Origin of the sequence: Citrobacter sp. Cpo045 (genome assembly GCF_030332875.1) — a bacterium.
In the GTDB taxonomy this organism is placed as follows: domain Bacteria; phylum Pseudomonadota; class Gammaproteobacteria; order Enterobacterales; family Enterobacteriaceae; genus Citrobacter; species Citrobacter portucalensis.
In genome coordinates this window covers 390234-406696 of record NZ_JAOWGZ010000103.1, presented here as the reverse complement: position 1 = coordinate 406696, position 16463 = coordinate 390234, and the positions used below count along the sequence as shown (strand labels likewise).

Below are 16463 nucleotides of genomic sequence, written 5' to 3'. Positions count from 1 at the left end.
TCCGGCTCGTGACTTACACCTCGTAATCCATCTCTTCTTCACCGTGTAGCGGTATCAGCTGGACCTTTTGCACGCGATGATTTTCCACCTGCAGGGTTTTTAGCCGATAGTCGCCAACCTGGACTTCCTCCCCGGTTTTCGGGATGCGCTGCAAATACTCCATTAACAGTCCGGCAATGGTGTGATACTCACGCTTATCGTCTAACGGGATAGGCACGTACTGCACCAGGTCTTCCAGTGGCATATGTCCGTTAGCGGTCCACGAACCATCGGCGTTTTTCTGAATATCATGACGGGCGTCGATTTCCTCTACCTCGTTTGGCAGATTGCCGGCGATGGTTTCCATCACATCACTCAGCGTCACAATCCCTTCGACGGAACCAAATTCATCGGCTACAAACGCGAAATGCGTCCGGGCATTACGGAACTGCTCAAGCGCCGGAAGCAGCGGCAAGGTTTCCGGGAACACCAGCGGCTGGCGAATCAATACACGCAGGTCGAGCGGTTCGCCGCGCAGAGACTGTTGCAGCAAATCGATGACATGCACCACGCCCAGCAGTTCCTCCTGCTCGTCTTCGCCAGTGACCACCAGACGCGTATGCTGGTTTTTTTCCAGTAAGGCGCGGATTTCTGCTTCGGGCGCATTGAGGTCGATATGTTCAATATCATGGCGCGAGGTCATGATACTGCTGACGGTACGCTGATTGAAGTTCAGCACACGTTCAATCATCCGCCGCTCCTGTGGCGCAAAAATCTGACCTTCATGATGATCCGCCAGCATCGCTGCGGTTTCGGCATCCAGTTCGGCATCTTCTTTTTGCCCGCTCAGCAGCCGCATTACCGCCTCGGCGGTGCGCTGGCGCAGAGTATGGTTGGCTGAGAGGAAGCGACGACGGTTAAAGATAGCCAACTGGTTCAATGCTTCGATCATGACCGAGAAGCCGATGGCCGCGTACAGGTAACCTTTCGGGATATGGAAACCAAACCCTTCGGCCACCAGACTGAAACCAATCATCAGCAGGAAGCTCAGACACAGAATAACAATAGTTGGATGGCTGTTAACAAAGCGCGTCAGCGACTTGCTGGCCAGCAACATCAGGCTGATGGCAATAATGACTGCCGCCATCATCACTGCCAGGTGATCGACCATGCCAACAGCGGTAATGACGGAATCCAGAGAGAAGATGGCGTCAAGCACCACGATCTGCGCGACCACACCCCAGAACTTAGCGCCTTTACGCTGGGTGGGGTTATCGCTGTCTTTCCCTTCCAGCCGTTCGTTGAGCTCCATAGTGGCTTTAAACAGCAGGAAGAAACCACCGAACAGCATGATCAGATCGCGGGCGCTGAAGCTGAGATCGCGAATGCTGAACAGCGGCGTGGTCAGCGTTACCAGCCAGGATATTGATGCCAGCAGCAGCAGGCGCATAACCATCGCCAGCAGTAGCCCGGTAATACGCGCCTTATCCCGCTGGGCAGGAGGTAGTTTCTCCGCGAGGATGGCAATAAAAACAAGATTATCAATGCCAAGAACAAGTTCGATCACGATTAACGTGACCAGTCCGGCCCAGATTGACGGATCGGCAATCCATTCCATAGTAAATGCTATACCCATAGTTGTATGACAATTGTCACAATTCGATCATGGGTAAAACTGGCGAAAAATGCAATGGCGAGAAGGGATTTCTCTGTCGGTTATATCAGAACTGATGCAGGATAATAGCCTTAATGTAACTACAGGAAATGATTTTATTAATCTAAATATATTTAGGAAATATCGCAGGTGGAATATTTCTATATCAATATTGTCAATATCAATAAAATCCTAAAAATATATAAAACCGACGCTTAATATTAATCTTAAAAGCCAGGTATCGGCGGTTTGTTATCTTGCCTGATATTCGCATAGCTGCAACAATTCTTGCGGTAATAATCAAAAGATAAATATTTCCTCATCAATCAGTGGCGCCATTCCCGATGCGTTAACGCTGTAAATGTGATGAAAATAAAGGAGAAGATAAAAATTTAAATTAATCAGTGCATTGGTAGCTAGTGAAGCCAGGGGCGGTAGCGTGTCTGGTCGCCTGAAACAAGCCTAAATTATTCTGTCAAGAGACCGCAGATGAATTCATTTTTTTTAGGACTGATGCCAGTTAAATTCCATTTCAATTAACGGCAAGGTAAATACGTACAGGCGAAGTCGCTATTTAGATTGCATGTGATAAATACTCTGCCAAAGTGATAAATAATCAATGATGAAATCCAAACTTAAATTGATGCCAGTATTGGTATCGGTGATCTTGATAAACGGTTGTACCGTGCTTCCGGGCAGCAATATGTCTACGATGGGCAAAGATGTGATTAAACAGCAGGACGCTGATTTTGATATCGATCGCATGGTGAATGTTTATCCACTCACGCCACGGCTGGTCGAACAATTACGTCCTCGACCAAATGTTGCCCAGCCTAATATGTCGCTGGACCAGGAGATTTCCGGATATCAGTACCGGGTCGGCCCGGGGGATGTCCTGAATGTGACCGTCTGGGACCATCCTGAACTCACCACGCCGGCCGGGCAGTACCGTAGCTCAAGCGATACCGGCAACTGGGTGCAGCCTGATGGCACCATGTTTTACCCCTACATCGGCAAAGTCAGCGTGGTGGGAAAAACGTTGGCAGAGATTCGTAGTGATATTACCGGGCGCTTAGCGAAGTACATTGCTGACCCGCAGGTGGACGTTAATATCGCCGCTTTCCGCTCGCAGAAGGCCTATGTCTCCGGGCAGGTGAACAAATCCGGCCAGCAGGCCATCACCAACGTGCCGCTTACCGTTCTCGATGCCATTAACGCCGCTGGCGGTCTCACCGAGGCAGCAGACTGGCGCAACGTTGTGCTGACTCATAAAGGGCAGGAGCAACGTATTTCACTGCAAGCGCTGATGCAAAATGGCGACCTGAGCCAGAACCGGCTGCTCTATCCTGGCGACATTCTGTTTGTTCCGCGTAATGACGATCTGAAAGTCTTCGTAATGGGGGAAGTAAAAAAACAGAGCACCCTCAAAATGGACTTCAGCGGCATGACGCTTACCGAAGCGCTGGGCAATGCCGAAGGTATCGACCTGACCACCTCCAATGCCAGCGGCATTTTCGTTATTCGACCATTGAAAGGCGAGGGCGGGAACAACGGCAAGATCGCCAATATCTATCAGCTTGATATGTCCGATGCGACGTCGCTGGTGATGGCAACATCATTCCGACTCCAGCCATACGATGTGGTGTATGTCACTACCGCGCCGGTTGCTCGCTGGAACCGTTTGATCAATCAGTTGCTGCCGACTATTAGCGGTGTTCGCTATATGACGGACACGGCCAGCGACCTTCACAACTGGTAATCATCATGTTTAACAAAATCTTAGTTGTCTGTGTGGGGAACATTTGTCGTTCCCCGACGGCAGAGCGCTTATTAAGGCAATTTCATCCGGCGTTAACGGTCTCTTCAGCCGGTCTTGGGGCGCTGGTGGGGAAAGGCGCGGATCCGTGTGCTATTAGCGTGGCACAGGCGCACAACCTGTCACTGGATAATCATTGTGCCCGGCAGATCTCGGGACGCATGTGCCGGGAGTATGACCTGATCCTGACCATGGAGAAGCGCCATATCTCTGCCCTGTGTGAAATGGTACCGGAGATGCGTGGCAAAGTGATGCTTTTTGGGCACTGGGACAGCGAGCGCGAAATTCCCGATCCGTATCGTAAAAGCCGTGATGCGTTTGACGCGGTGTACGCATTACTTGAACGGTCTGCCCGCCAATGGGCTCAGGCACTGAACGCAGAGCAGGGAAAACAATGACAGAAAAAGTTAAACAGTCTGCTGCGCCGGTAACCGGCAATGATGAAATCGATATTGGTCGTCTGGTTGCAACGGTGGTGGAGGCCCGCTGGTGGGTATTAGGCATTACCACGGCTTTTGCATTGTGTGCCGCGGTCTACACGCTGTTCGCCACACCCATCTACAGTGCGGACGCGCTGGTGCAAATTGAGCAAAATACCGGAAATTCACTGGTGCAGGATATTGGCTCGGCGTTGTCGAACAAACCTCCGGCCTCGGAAGCGGAAATTCAGCTCATCCAGTCGCGTCTGGTATTAGGGAAAACGGTAGACGATCTTAACCTCGATATCGCCGTTACCAAAGATACATTCCCTATTTTTGGCGCGGGCTGGGACCGGCTGATGGGCCGCCAGAACGAAACGGTTAATGTGACCACCTTCACGTTGCCAAAGGCAATGAATGAACAGACCTTCACGCTCAATGTGCTGAATGACAAAAGCTATCAACTGGTGAGTGACGGGGGTTTTAGCGCCCGGGGGCAAGTCGGCAAGGTGTTGGAACATGATGGCGTGACGATGCTGGTTGAGGCGATTCATGCCAGCCCGGAGAGCCAATTTACCGTCAGCAAATTCTCCACGCTGGGCATGATAAACACCCTGCAAAATAACCTGATGGTGACGGAAACGGGCAAAGACACCGGCGTATTGAGCCTGACGTTTACCGGCGAAGACCGCGAGCAAATCCGCCAGATCCTCGACAGTATTACCCGCAACTATCTGCAACAAAACGTGGAACGTAAATCCGAAGAGGCTGCCAAAAGTCTGGCGTTTCTGGCAAAGCAACTGCCTGAGGTACGTAACCGGCTTGACGTTGCTGAAAACAAGCTGAACGCCTTTCGTCAGGATAAAGACTCCGTGGATTTGCCGCTGGAAGCCAAAGCGGTGCTGGATTCGATGGTGAATATCGATGCGCAGCTGAATGAACTGACCTTCAAAGAAGCGGAGATTTCCAAGCTGTTCACCAAAGCGCATCCGGCGTACCGCACGCTGCTGGAAAAACGCCAGGCGCTGGAAGATGAGAAAAGTAAGCTGAACGGGCGCGTAACGGCGATGCCGAAAACGCAGCAGGAAATTGTTCGTCTGACGCGTGATGTGGAGTCCGGTCAGCAGGTCTATATGCAGTTGCTGAACAAGCAACAGGAACTGAAGATTACCGAGGCCAGTACGGTTGGCGATGTGCGCATTGTCGATCCCGCGATTGCCCAGCCAGGCGTGCTGAAGCCGAAAACGGCGCTGATTATTCTCGGCAGTATCATTCTCGGTTTGATGCTTTCCGTGGTGGGCGTACTGCTGCGTTCTCTGTTTAATCGCGGTATTGAAAGCCCGCAGGCGCTGGAAGAGCATGGTATCAGCGTGTATGCCAGTATTCCGCTGTCCGAATGGCAAAAAGCGCGTGATAACGTTCAGACCATTAAAGGTGTGAAACGCTACAAGCAAAGCCAGCTGTTGGCCGTGGGGAATCCAACGGATCTCGCCATAGAAGCGGTACGTAGCCTGCGTACCAGCCTGCACTTTGCCATGATGCAGGCGCGTAACAACGTATTGATGCTGACCGGCGTCAGCCCGTCGATTGGTAAAACGTTTGTATGCGCCAACCTGGCGGCAGTCATCAGCCAGACCAACAAACGCGTGCTGTTGATCGACTGCGATATGCGCAAAGGCTATACCCACGAACTGCTGGGGACCAATAACGTCAACGGCCTGTCTGAGATCCTGATTGGCAAGGGGGATATCTCATCCAGCGCCAAACCGACATCGATTCCGCATTTTGATCTGATCCCTCGTGGTCAAATCCCTCCCAATCCTTCCGAGCTGTTGATGAGCGAACGTTTCGGCGAACTGATTGCCTGGGCCAGCTCGCACTATGACCTGGTGTTGATTGACACCCCACCAATTCTGGCGGTGACCGACGCGGCGATTGTTGGCCGTCATGTCGGCACCACGCTGATGGTGGCGCGTTATGCGGTCAACACGCTGAAAGAGGTGGAAACCAGCCTGAGTCGCTTCGAGCAAAACGGCATTCAGGTGAAAGGGGTGATCCTCAACTCGATCTTCCGCCGTGCCAGCGGGTATCAGGATTACGGCTACTACGAATACGAATACACGTCGGATGCGAAATAAATCACCAACCCTGCCGGATGCGGCGAAAACGCCTTATCCGGCCTACAAAAGCGTATCTATCCGGAAACGAAAATGACGACAGAAAACCCGCTAATTTCAATTTATATGCCAACCTGGAACCGCCAGCAGCTGGCCATTCGGGCGATTAAATCGGTGTTGCGCCAGGACTACCCTCACTGGGAGATGATCATTGTGGATGATTGCTCTTCCTCATATGAGCAGTTGCAGCAGTTTGTTGAGGAACTCAACGATCCGCGCGTGTCGTATACGCATAATTCCACCAACTCCGGGGCCTGTGCGGTGCGTAATCAGGCCATTATGCAGGCCAACGGGCAATACATTACGGGGATTGATGATGATGATGAATGGACGCCGAACCGCCTGAGCGTGTTCCTGCAGTACCGGCATCAACTGGTCACACGGGCGTTTCTATATGCCAATGACTATGTCTGTGAGGGCGAAGTGTATTCGCAGCCGACCAGTCTGCCGCTCTATCCGAAGTCCGTATATTCACGCCGCAGGTTTTATAAACGCAACATCATTGGTAATCAGGTATTTACCTGGGCATGGCGGTTTAAAGCATGCCTGTTCGATACCACGCTGAAAGCGGCGCAGGATTACGACATCTTCCTGCGCATGGTGGTGGCGTATGGCAAACCGTGGAAGGTCAAAGAGGCGACGCAGATCCTGCATGTGAATCACGGCGAGATGCGTATTACCTCATCGCCGAATAAATTCTCCGGTTACTTTCAGTTTTACCGCAAGCACAAAGGCAAATTTGACCGGGCCAGCAAGAAATATCAGTTGTTTACCCTCTATCAGATCCGCAACAAACGGATGAACTGGCGCACGCTGCTGACGCTGCTTTCTGTTCGTAACAGTAAGCGTCTGGCCGACGGACTGCGAGGACGCTAATTATGCTGGAAGATTTACGCGCGAACGGCTGGAGTCTGCGCCCCTGCTGCATGGTGGCGGCCTATCGGATTGCCCATTTTTGCTCCGTCTGGCGTAAAAAAAATATCATAAACAACCTGTGGGCTGCCCCGGTGCTGGTGATGTATCGCCTTATCACCGAATGCCTGTTTGGCTATGAAATTCAGGCTGCTGCATCAATCGGTCGTCGTTTCACCATCCATCATGGTTATGGGGTGGTTATCAACAAACACGTGGTGGCGGGGGATGATTTTACCCTACGCCACGGCGTCACTATCGGCAATCTTGGTGCCAACGATCCATCTTGTCCGGTCATCGGTAACGGCGTTGAGTTGGGGGCCAATGTCACTCTGCTCGGCGACGTTGCTATTGGCGATAACGTGACGATTGGCGCCGGGAGCGTCGTGGTGGATAGCGTTCCGGACAATACGCTGGTCGTGGGCGAGAAGGCACGGGTGAAGGTAATAAAATGAAGATATTACAGTTTAATGTGCGACTCGCAGAAGGTGGGGCGGCAGGTGTGGCGTTAGATTTGCATCTTCGCGCGCTGGAAAAAGGGCTGTCGTCACGGTTTGTCTATGGCTATGGCAAAGGCGGTAAAAAAAGCGCCAGTCATGCGAAATACCCACAGGTTATCAAATATACGCCGCGCCTGACGTCGGCGGCTAACATTGCGCTGTTTCGTTTTGCAAATCGCGACATGTTCGGCAATCTCGACAAGCTATATCGCACGGTTACCCGCACCTGCGGCCCACTGGTACTGCATTTTCATGTGTTGCACAGCTACTGGTTGAACCTGGAAGAGGTGGTGACCTTTTGCCAAAAAGTGAAGGCGCATAAACCGGATATCACCTTCGTCTGGACGCTGCACGATCATTGGAGCGTGACCGGGCGCTGTGCCTTTACCGATGGTTGCGAAGGCTGGAAAACGGGCTGCCAGAAATGCCCAACGCTCAGCAACTATCCGCCGGTAAAAGTCGATAAAGCCCATCAGCAGTTGCCCGGTAAGCGGCAGATGTTCCGTGCCATGCTGGCGCTGGGCTGCCAGTTTATCTCGCCCAGTCAACATGTGGCCGACGCATTCAACAGCCTGTATGGCGTGGGATGCTGCCGCGTTATCAATAATGGCATTGATGTGGCAACCGAAGCCATTCTTGCCGAACTACCCGCGATGCCTGCGGAGAGCGGTCGGCCGAAAATTGCCGTGGTGGCTCATGACCTGCGCTATGACGGTAAAACCAATCAGCAGCTGGTGCAGGAGTTGATGGCGTTGGGAGAAAAAATTGAGCTGCATACCTTCGGCAAATTTTCGCCATTTGCGGGAGATAACGTCATCAATCACGGTTTTGAGAGCGATAAGCGCACGTTGATGAGTGCGCTTAACCAGATGGATGGACTGGTGTTCAGCTCCCGTGTCGATAACTACCCGCTGATTTTGTGTGAAGCGCTTTCCATCGGCGTACCGGTAATTGCCACGCACAGCGATGCCGCGCAGGAAGTGCTGGCTAAATCAGGCGGTAAAACGTTCAGCGAAGCGGACGTATTGCAGCTGGTGCAGCTGAAAAAATCAGACATTGCGCAGGCGGTATTTGACACGTCCCTTACCGCGTTCAGTCAACGCAGTCGGGTGGCATACAGTGGGCAACAGATGCTGGAGGAATATGTCTCGTTCTATCAGAATCTGTAGCTATCTGGTGCTACCGCTGCTTTATCTGCTGGTTAACGTCAAACTCGCCCAGCTTGGCGAGAGCTTCCCGATAACTATCGTCACCTTCTTACCCGTTCTGCTGTTGCTGTTTGTCGAGCGCATCAATATCAAAAAATTAATGATCGCACTGGGGGTAGGGGGCGGGCTGACGGCGTTTAACTACCTGTTCGGTCAATCACTGGATGCCAGTAAGTACGTAACGTCAGCGATGCTGTTTGTTTATACCGTGGTGATCATTGGCATGGTGTGGAGTATTCGCTTCAAAACCATTTCACCGCATAACTACGCTAAGATCTTGCGGTTTTTCTGGCTGGTAGTGGGACTGGTGGTGGGGTTAGCTGCGGTTGAAATGGCGCAGATAATTCTCAGCGGCGGCAGAAGTTTAATGGAAGTTATTTCGAAATATCTTATTTACAGTAACAGCTATGTTCTGAACTTTATTAAGTTTGGTGGGAAACGTACCACTGCGCTCTATTTCGAACCGGCATTCTTCGCTCTGGCGTTAATCTCAATTTGGCTCAGTATCAAACAGTTTGGTATCAAAACACCTAAGTCCGATGCTATGATTCTGGCAGGGATAATATTATCAGGATCGTTTTCAGGAGTAATGACGTTTATTTTGTTTTATCTCCTGGAGTGGGCGTTCCAGTACCTGAATAAGGATGCGATAAAAAAGAAGCTACCGCTGGCGATAATCTCATTAAGCGTGTTTTTAGTTGGGGTGATATTTGCTTTTCCGTACATCGCAACGCGGCTTGGTGATTTAGGGACTGAAGGTTCGTCATCGTATTATCGTATCGTAGGGCCATTAGTGATGGTCGGTTATTCGTTACTGAACGTTGATGGCGTAGTGAGATTTGGCTCACTTTATGAATACGTTGCGTCATTCGGAATTTTTAACGGTGCAGATGTCGGTAAAACAATAGACAATGGTTTGTATCTGCTGATTATTTATTTTTCATGGTTCGCGGTGATATTAGCCCTGTGGTACATGGGGAAGGTCATGAAAATGATGATCAATGCGTTTGGCGATAATCAGAATTATCGGGTGCAGCTTTATCTTTTTACACCGTTGTCACTGTTTTTTACAGGTTCAGTATTTAGTCCGGAATACGCATTTTTAATTGTGTGTCCGTTTATATTGCGCAAGGCGCTGAATATCGCGAGGTAACTCACATGCTGCTCAGTATCATTACCGTCGCCTTTCGCAATCTGGAAGGGATCGTCAAAACTCACGCATCGCTGGCACATCTGGCGCAAGCGGGTGATATCAGTTTTGAGTGGATTGTTGTTGATGGCGGCTCCTCGGATGGTACGTCGGCGTTTCTTGAAGGGCTCAGTGGGGAACACCGGTTACGGTTTGTCAGCGAGCCGGATAACGGCATCTATGATGCGATGAACAAAGGCATCGCGATGGCGCGCGGGCGGTTCGCGCTGTTCCTCAACTCCGGGGATATTTTGCATGCGGATGCGGCACATTTTATCCGCCAGCTAAAAATGCAGAGCGACCAAACCATGGTCATTGGCGATGCGTTGCTGGATTTCGGCAATGGCAACAAAATTAAGCGCCGGGCAAAACCGGGTTGGTATATTTATCACAGCCTGCCCGCCAGCCATCAGGCGATATTCTTTCCACTCTCAGGACTGAATGTCTGGAATTATGATTTGCAATATAAAATATCGTCTGATTACGCGTTGGCAGCCCAATTATACAAGTCCGGTTACGCTTTTAAAAAGTTGAGCGGGTTGGTGTCGGAGTTTTCTATGGGCGGAGTGTCAACGACGAATAATCTGGAATTGTGTCGGGATGCCAAAAAAGTACAGCGCCAGATATTACACATGCCAGGTTTTTGGACCGGTTTGTCAGAATATTTACGTCTGCGCACAACCGGTAAAACAAAAACCTTATATGGGAAAATGTAAGGGCATATTATGCAGGACTTAAGCGGATTTAAAGTGCCTGGAGGTTTTCGCGGCGGTGGTGCTATTAAAGTGCAATTATGGTGGGCGGTGCAAGCAACATTATTTCGCTGGTCTCCACAGGTCATGTATCGCTGGCGTGCATTTTTATTACGAATGTTTGGCGCGAAAATAGGAAAAAACGTAGTCATTCGGCCTTCAGTAAAAATTACTTATCCGTGGAAACTAACCCTGGGAGATTATGCCTGGGTGGGTGACGACGCGGTTTTATATACGTTAGGTGATATTACGATTGGCGCCCATGCAGTTATTTCGCAAAAAAGTTATTTATGCACCGGAAGTCATGATTATGCCAGTCAACATTTTGATATTAACGCCACGCCGATTGTGGTTGGCGCTAAATGCTGGTTGGCGACAGATGTCTTTGTCGCGCCTGGCGTGACGATTGGCGATGGCACCGTCGTTGGAGCACGAAGCAGCGTATTTAAATCGCTGCCAGCAAATGTTGTTTGTCGGGGAAATCCCGCAGTAGTCACGCGCGAACGCGTCGAGAAAGTTACTCCCTGAGGGGATCACTGAAGAGGTTATAACATGTCAAAAGTCGCTCTCATTACTGGCGTAACCGGGCAGGATGGTTCTTACCTTGCAGAACTTCTGCTGGAAAAAGGGTATGAAGTACACGGTATTAAGCGTCGCGCTTCATCATTCAACACCGAACGTGTGGACCACATCTACCAGGATCCGCATTCAGGCAATCCCAAATTTCATCTGCACTATGGCGATTTGACCGACTCCTCCAACCTGACCCGTATTTTACAGGAAGTCCAACCGGATGAAGTCTATAACCTGGGCGCCATGAGCCACGTTGCGGTGTCGTTTGATTCACCGGAATACACCGCAGACGTTGATGCGATCGGCACCTTGCGTTTGCTGGAGGCGATCCGCTTCCTTGGTCTGGAAAAAAAGACCCGTTTTTATCAGGCGTCCACCTCTGAGTTGTACGGTCTGGTACAGGATATCCCGCAGAAAGAGAGCACGCCGTTCTATCCGCGTTCACCGTATGCTGTTGCCAAGCTGTACGCCTACTGGATCACCGTCAACTACCGCGAGTCTTACGGGATGTATGCCTGTAACGGCATTCTGTTCAACCACGAATCTCCGCGCCGCGGCGAAACCTTTGTCACTCGCAAAATTACCCGGGCGATCGCCAACATCGCTCAGGGGCTGGAGTCTTGCCTGTACCTGGGCAACATGGATTCACTGCGCGACTGGGGGCATGCCAAAGATTACGTCAGGATGCAGTGGATGATGCTGCAGCAGGATCAGCCGGAAGATTTCGTCATTGCCACCGGCGTGCAGTATTCCGTGCGCCAGTTCGTGGAAATGGCGGCCGCTCAGTTGGGGATTAAATTGCGCTTTGAAGGCGAGGGCGTGAATGAGAAAGGCATCGTGGTTTCTGTGACCGGACACGATGCGCCGGGGGTGAAACCCGGGGATGTCATGATTGCCGTTGACCCGCGCTACTTCCGTCCGGCTGAGGTGGAAACGCTGCTGGGTGATCCGGCCAAAGCACATGAAAAACTGGGCTGGAAACCGGAAATCACGCTGCGCCAGATGATCTCGGAAATGGTTGCCAACGATCTTGATGCGGCGAAGAAACATTCCCTGCTCAAGTCGCACGGTTACGAGGTCGCCATCGCGCTGGAGTACTGAGGATGAAGACACAACGTATTTTTGTGGCGGGCCATCGCGGGATGGTGGGGGCCGCCATCGTCAGACAATTGTCGCAACGAAATAACGTAGAGCTGGTGCTGCGTACCCGCGACCAGCTTAATCTGCTGGACGCCGGTGCGGTGCAGGCGTTCTTTGCCGCTGAACGTATTGACCAGGTTTATCTGGCGGCGGCAAAAGTGGGGGGGATTGTGGCGAACAATACTTATCCTGCTGATTTTATTTATGAAAATATGATGATTGAGAGCAACATTATTCATGCAGCGCATCTGCATAACGTGAATAAACTGTTGTTCCTCGGGTCATCCTGTATTTATCCCAAGCAAGCTACCCAGCCAATCGCCGAAAGTGAACTCTTGCAGGGGCAACTGGAGCCGACCAATGAGCCGTATGCGATTGCCAAAATTGCCGGTATCAAGCTGTGCGAATCGTATAACCGACAGTATGGCCGTGATTATCGCTCGGTGATGCCGACCAATCTGTACGGGCCGCATGACAACTTTCATCCGAGCAATTCGCATGTGATCCCGGCGCTGCTGCGCCGCTTTCACGAAGCCTGCGAGCAAAATGCGCCGGATGTGGTGGTGTGGGGAAGCGGGACGCCAATGCGTGAATTTCTGCATGTCGACGATATGGCGGCGGCCAGTATCCACGTGATGGAGCTGGCTCAGGAAGTGTTGCAGGAATATACCCAACCAATGCTGTCGCATATCAATGTGGGTACCGGTGTGGACTGCACCATCCGTGAACTGGCCCAAACCCTCGCGCAGGTAGTGGGTTACAAGGGGCGCGTGGTGTTCGACGCCAGCAAACCGGATGGGACGCCGCGCAAATTACTCGACGTTACGCGTCTGCATCAGTTGGGCTGGTATCACGAGATATCTCTGGAAGCGGGGCTTGCCAGTACATATCAGTGGTTCCTTGAAAACCAGCAGCGTTACCGGGGGTAAGCATGTTTTTACGTCATGAGGATTTTGCCACCGTTGTACGTTCAACTCCGCTGATTTCCATCGATTTGATCGTGGAAAACGCCCAAGGCGAATTTCTGCTTGGCAAGCGCCTCAATCGTCCGGCGCAGGGGTACTGGTTCGTGCCGGGCGGTCGGGTGCAAAAAGATGAACCGCTGCGCGCGGCTTTTGAGCGGCTTACTGAAGCTGAGCTGGGGTTACGTTTACCGCTGTCCGCTGCAGAGTTTTACGGGGTCTGGCAGCACTTCTATGACGACAACTTTTCCGGGGAAGATTTCTCAACGCATTACATCGTGCTGGGATTTCGTCTGCGGGTGTCGGAAAACGACCTGCAACTGCCTGACGTTCAACATGGCGCGTACCGCTGGCTGGCAATTGAAGAGATCCTGGCCAGTGACCACGTGCACGACAACAGCCGGGCTTACTTCTGTGAGAAGAGTCAGGCCGGAGTACCCGGGCTATGAAGATCCTTGTGTATGGCATCAACTATTCGCCGGAGTTGACCGGTATCGGTAAATACACCGGTGAAATGGTGGAGTGGATGGCGCAACAGGGGCATGACGTACGGGTGATCACTGCGCCGCCTTATTATCCGCAGTGGAAGGTCAACGGTCGCTATTCATCCTGGCGCTATCGTCGTGAAGAGGGCGATGCCATCGTCTGGCGTTGTCCGCTGTATGTGCCTGAGCAGCCTTCTACGCTCAAGCGCTTGCTGCATTTAGGTAGTTTCGCCCTGAGCAGTTTCTTCCCGCTGCTGGCGCAGCGCCGCTGGAAGCCGGATCGCATCATTGGGGTAGTGCCGACGCTGTTTTGTACGCCGGGCATGCGCCTGCTGGCGAAGCTGTCCGGGGCGCGCACGCTGCTGCATATTCAGGATTACGAAGTCGATGCCATGCTGGGGCTTGGCATGGCGGGCAAAGGCAAGCGTGGCGCGGTGGCAAAACTGGCCAGCGCCTTTGAGCGCAGTGGGCTGTTGAATATGGACCATATTTCGACCATTTCTCGCTCAATGATGAATAAAGCGCAGGAGAAGGGCGTTGATGCACAGAAGGTCATTTTCTTTCCGAACTGGTCAGAAGTAGCGCGTTTTCGTGACGTGAACGATGCCGATGCTCTGGCGTTGCGTCAGCAACTGGGCTTGCCTGATGATAAAAAAATCATTCTCTACTCAGGCAATATCGGTGAAAAGCAAGGGCTGGAGAGTGTGATCGACGCAGCGGCCCTGTTGAGCGAACAGCCCTGGCTGTTTGTGATTGTCGGGCAGGGCGGGGGTAAAGCGCGGCTGGAGAGTATGTCTGGCGAACGCGGCCTGAACAATGTGATCTTCTTTCCGCTGCAATCTTATGACGCGCTGCCTGCGCTGCTCAAGATGGCGGACTGCCATCTGGTGGTACAAAAGCGCGGTGCGGCGGATGCCGTATTGCCCTCCAAACTGACCAACATCCTCGCCGTTGGCGGTAACGCGGTGATTACCGCCGAACCTGAGACCGAGTTGGGTCAGCTGTGTGACGCTCACCCAGGCATCGCGGTGTGTGTCGAGCCTGAATCAGTGAATGCGCTGGTTGGCGGGATTCAACAGGCGCTAACCATGCCAAAAGTTAACACGGTGGCACGTGAGTATGCCGAACGCACGTTGGATAAAGAAAACGTGCTGAGCCAATTTATTGCAGATATTCGGGGTACATGATGAGTCATAACAAACTCTTTCCGGTGGTGATGGCCGGTGGCTCGGGTAGCCGTTTATGGCCACTGTCCCGTGTGCTGTATCCAAAGCAGTTCCTGTGTCTGAAAGGCGATCTCACCATGCTGCAGACAACGATCTGTCGTCTGAACGGCGTGGAGTGTGAAAGCCCGGTAGTTATCTGTAATGAACAACACCGTTTCATTGTGGCGGAACAGCTACGGCAACTGCACAAGCTGACTGAGAATATTATTCTCGAACCCGCCGGACGTAACACGGCACCGGCGATAGCGCTGGCCGCGCTGGCGGCAAAACGTCAAAGTCCGGGGGAAGATCCGCTGCTGTTGGTATTGGCGGCCGATCACATGATTGCCGATGAAGAGGCATTTCGAGAGGCGGTTCGCAATGCAATGCCGTATGCCAGCGCGGGTAAGCTGGTGACGTTTGGTATCGTGCCGGACCAGCCGGAGACCGGCTACGGCTATATCCGTCGCGGCGAGGTTTCGCCGACCAATACCGACGCCGTGGCTTTTGAGGTGGCGCAGTTTGTTGAAAAGCCCAATCTGGAAACCGCGCAGGCTTACGTGGCGAGCGGCGACTACTACTGGAACAGCGGCATGTTTCTGTTCCGGGCCGGGCGCTATCTGGAAGAACTGAAAAAATATCGCCCCGACATTCTTGAGGCCTGCGAAAACGCCATGAGTACGGTTGACCCCGATCTCGATTTTATCCGCGTTGATGAACAGGCGTTTCTCGCCTGCCCGGAAGAGTCTGTGGACTATGCGGTAATGGAGCGTACGGCCGATGCGGTGGTGATGCCCATGAACGCAGGCTGGAGCGATGTTGGCTCCTGGTCATCATTGTGGGAAATCAGCGCCCATACTGCTGAAGGTAATGTGCATCATGGTGACGTCATTAGCCATAAAACGGAAAACAGCTACGTGTATGCCGAATCTGGCCTGGTGACGACCGTCGGGGTGAAGGATCTGGTGGTGGTGCAGACCAAAGATGCGGTGCTGATCGCCGATCGCAACGCGGTGCAGGACGTCAAAAAAGTGGTGGAGCAAATTAAAGCTGACGGACGTCATGAGCACCATATTCACCGTGAAGTTTACCGTCCATGGGGCAAGTACGACTCTATTGATGCCGGAGACCGTTACCAGGTGAAGCGGATTACCGTTAAACCCGGTGAGGGATTGTCCGTGCAGATGCATCATCACCGGGCTGAACACTGGGTTGTGGTGGCTGGTACCGCGAAGGTGACAATCAATGACGACATCAAACTGCTCGCTGAAAACGAGTCTGTCTATATTCCGCTGGGGGCGACCCATTGTCTGGAGAACCCGGGGAAAATCCCGCTCGATCTGATTGAAGTGCGCTCCGGATCTTATCTCGATGAGGATGATGTTGTGCGGTTTGCGGACAGATACGGGCGTACCTGATGCCGGATGCGCTGCGCTTATCCAGCCTACAACACCGTAGGGCCGATAAGCGAAGCGCTCCAGGAAATGCATTT

Annotated in this window: 15 protein-coding genes; 14 read left to right on the top strand and 1 reads right to left on the bottom strand. The window is 52.2% G+C overall.

Going from position 1 to position 16463, the window contains the following annotated elements; all coding sequences use genetic code 11:
• Positions 1-13: 13 nt before the first annotated feature.
• Positions 14-1597, bottom strand: coding sequence for a TerC family protein (locus tag OGY13_RS18005; RefSeq protein WP_032941964.1), 1584 nt, complete (start codon positions 1595-1597; stop codon positions 14-16).
• 655 nt (positions 1598-2252) lie between these two features.
• Here OGY13_RS18005 and OGY13_RS18000 point away from each other — a divergent pair.
• The 14 genes from OGY13_RS18000 (at position 2253) to cpsB (ending at position 16389) form a co-directional block, all read left to right on the top strand.
• Positions 2253-3392 (top strand): polysaccharide export protein, encoded by a 1140-nt coding sequence (locus OGY13_RS18000; RefSeq protein WP_003834266.1) that lies wholly within the window; start codon positions 2253-2255, stop codon positions 3390-3392.
• Between the two features lie 5 nt (positions 3393-3397).
• Positions 3398-3847 carry a low molecular weight protein-tyrosine-phosphatase Wzb gene (gene wzb / locus OGY13_RS17995; protein WP_032949610.1) on the top strand — a complete coding sequence of 150 codons (450 nt, stop codon included), beginning with the start codon at positions 3398-3400 and terminating at the stop codon, positions 3845-3847.
• The gene (gene wzc, locus OGY13_RS17990) at positions 3844-6006 is read left to right on the top strand and encodes a tyrosine-protein kinase Wzc (protein WP_103285528.1); all 2163 of its coding nucleotides are present in this window, start codon (positions 3844-3846) and stop codon (positions 6004-6006) included. The genes wzb and wzc overlap by 4 nt, the downstream gene beginning before the upstream one ends.
• A 72-nt stretch (positions 6007-6078) precedes the next feature.
• Positions 6079-6921 carry a colanic acid biosynthesis glycosyltransferase WcaA gene (gene wcaA, locus OGY13_RS17985; RefSeq protein ID WP_000206145.1) on the top strand — a complete coding sequence of 281 codons (843 nt, stop codon included), beginning with the start codon at positions 6079-6081 and terminating at the stop codon, positions 6919-6921.
• Positions 6922-6923: 2 nt separating this feature from the next.
• The gene (gene wcaB, locus OGY13_RS17980) at positions 6924-7412 is read left to right on the top strand and encodes a colanic acid biosynthesis acetyltransferase WcaB (RefSeq protein WP_032943932.1); all 489 of its coding nucleotides are present in this window, start codon (positions 6924-6926) and stop codon (positions 7410-7412) included.
• Complete coding sequence (gene wcaC, locus OGY13_RS17975) at positions 7409-8626, top strand: colanic acid biosynthesis glycosyltransferase WcaC (protein WP_213752594.1); 1218 nt, start codon at positions 7409-7411, stop codon at positions 8624-8626. Before wcaB ends, wcaC begins: the two co-directional genes overlap by 4 nt.
• Positions 8601-9818, top strand: coding sequence for a colanic acid polymerase WcaD (gene wcaD / locus OGY13_RS17970; protein ID WP_286637801.1), 1218 nt, complete (start codon positions 8601-8603; stop codon positions 9816-9818). Before wcaC ends, wcaD begins: the two co-directional genes overlap by 26 nt.
• A gap of 5 nt (positions 9819-9823) precedes the next feature.
• The gene (wcaE, locus tag OGY13_RS17965) at positions 9824-10570 is read left to right on the top strand and encodes a colanic acid biosynthesis glycosyltransferase WcaE (RefSeq protein ID WP_213752595.1); all 747 of its coding nucleotides are present in this window, start codon (positions 9824-9826) and stop codon (positions 10568-10570) included.
• Positions 10571-10579: 9 nt separating this feature from the next.
• A complete protein-coding gene (gene wcaF / locus OGY13_RS17960) occupies positions 10580-11134 on the top strand; it encodes a colanic acid biosynthesis acetyltransferase WcaF (protein WP_001153539.1) in 555 nt (184 codons plus the stop codon).
• A gap of 24 nt (positions 11135-11158) precedes the next feature.
• On the top strand, positions 11159-12280 hold the full coding sequence (gene gmd, locus OGY13_RS17955; protein ID WP_213752596.1) for a GDP-mannose 4,6-dehydratase: 1122 nt from the start codon (positions 11159-11161) through the stop codon (positions 12278-12280).
• A gap of 2 nt (positions 12281-12282) precedes the next feature.
• A complete protein-coding gene (gene fcl, locus OGY13_RS17950) occupies positions 12283-13248 on the top strand; it encodes a GDP-L-fucose synthase (protein ID WP_100272156.1) in 966 nt (321 codons plus the stop codon).
• A 2-nt stretch (positions 13249-13250) separates the two neighbouring features.
• Complete coding sequence (locus tag OGY13_RS17945; protein ID WP_213752597.1) at positions 13251-13730, top strand: GDP-mannose mannosyl hydrolase; 480 nt, start codon at positions 13251-13253, stop codon at positions 13728-13730.
• The gene (wcaI, locus tag OGY13_RS17940; RefSeq protein ID WP_213752598.1) at positions 13727-14953 is read left to right on the top strand and encodes a colanic acid biosynthesis fucosyltransferase WcaI; all 1227 of its coding nucleotides are present in this window, start codon (positions 13727-13729) and stop codon (positions 14951-14953) included. The genes OGY13_RS17945 and wcaI overlap by 4 nt, the downstream gene beginning before the upstream one ends.
• Entirely contained in the window at positions 14953-16389 is a 1437-nt protein-coding gene (gene cpsB / locus OGY13_RS17935) for a mannose-1-phosphate guanyltransferase (protein WP_213752599.1), read from the top strand. The genes wcaI and cpsB overlap by 1 nt, the downstream gene beginning before the upstream one ends.
• Positions 16390-16463: the final 74 nt, after the last annotated feature.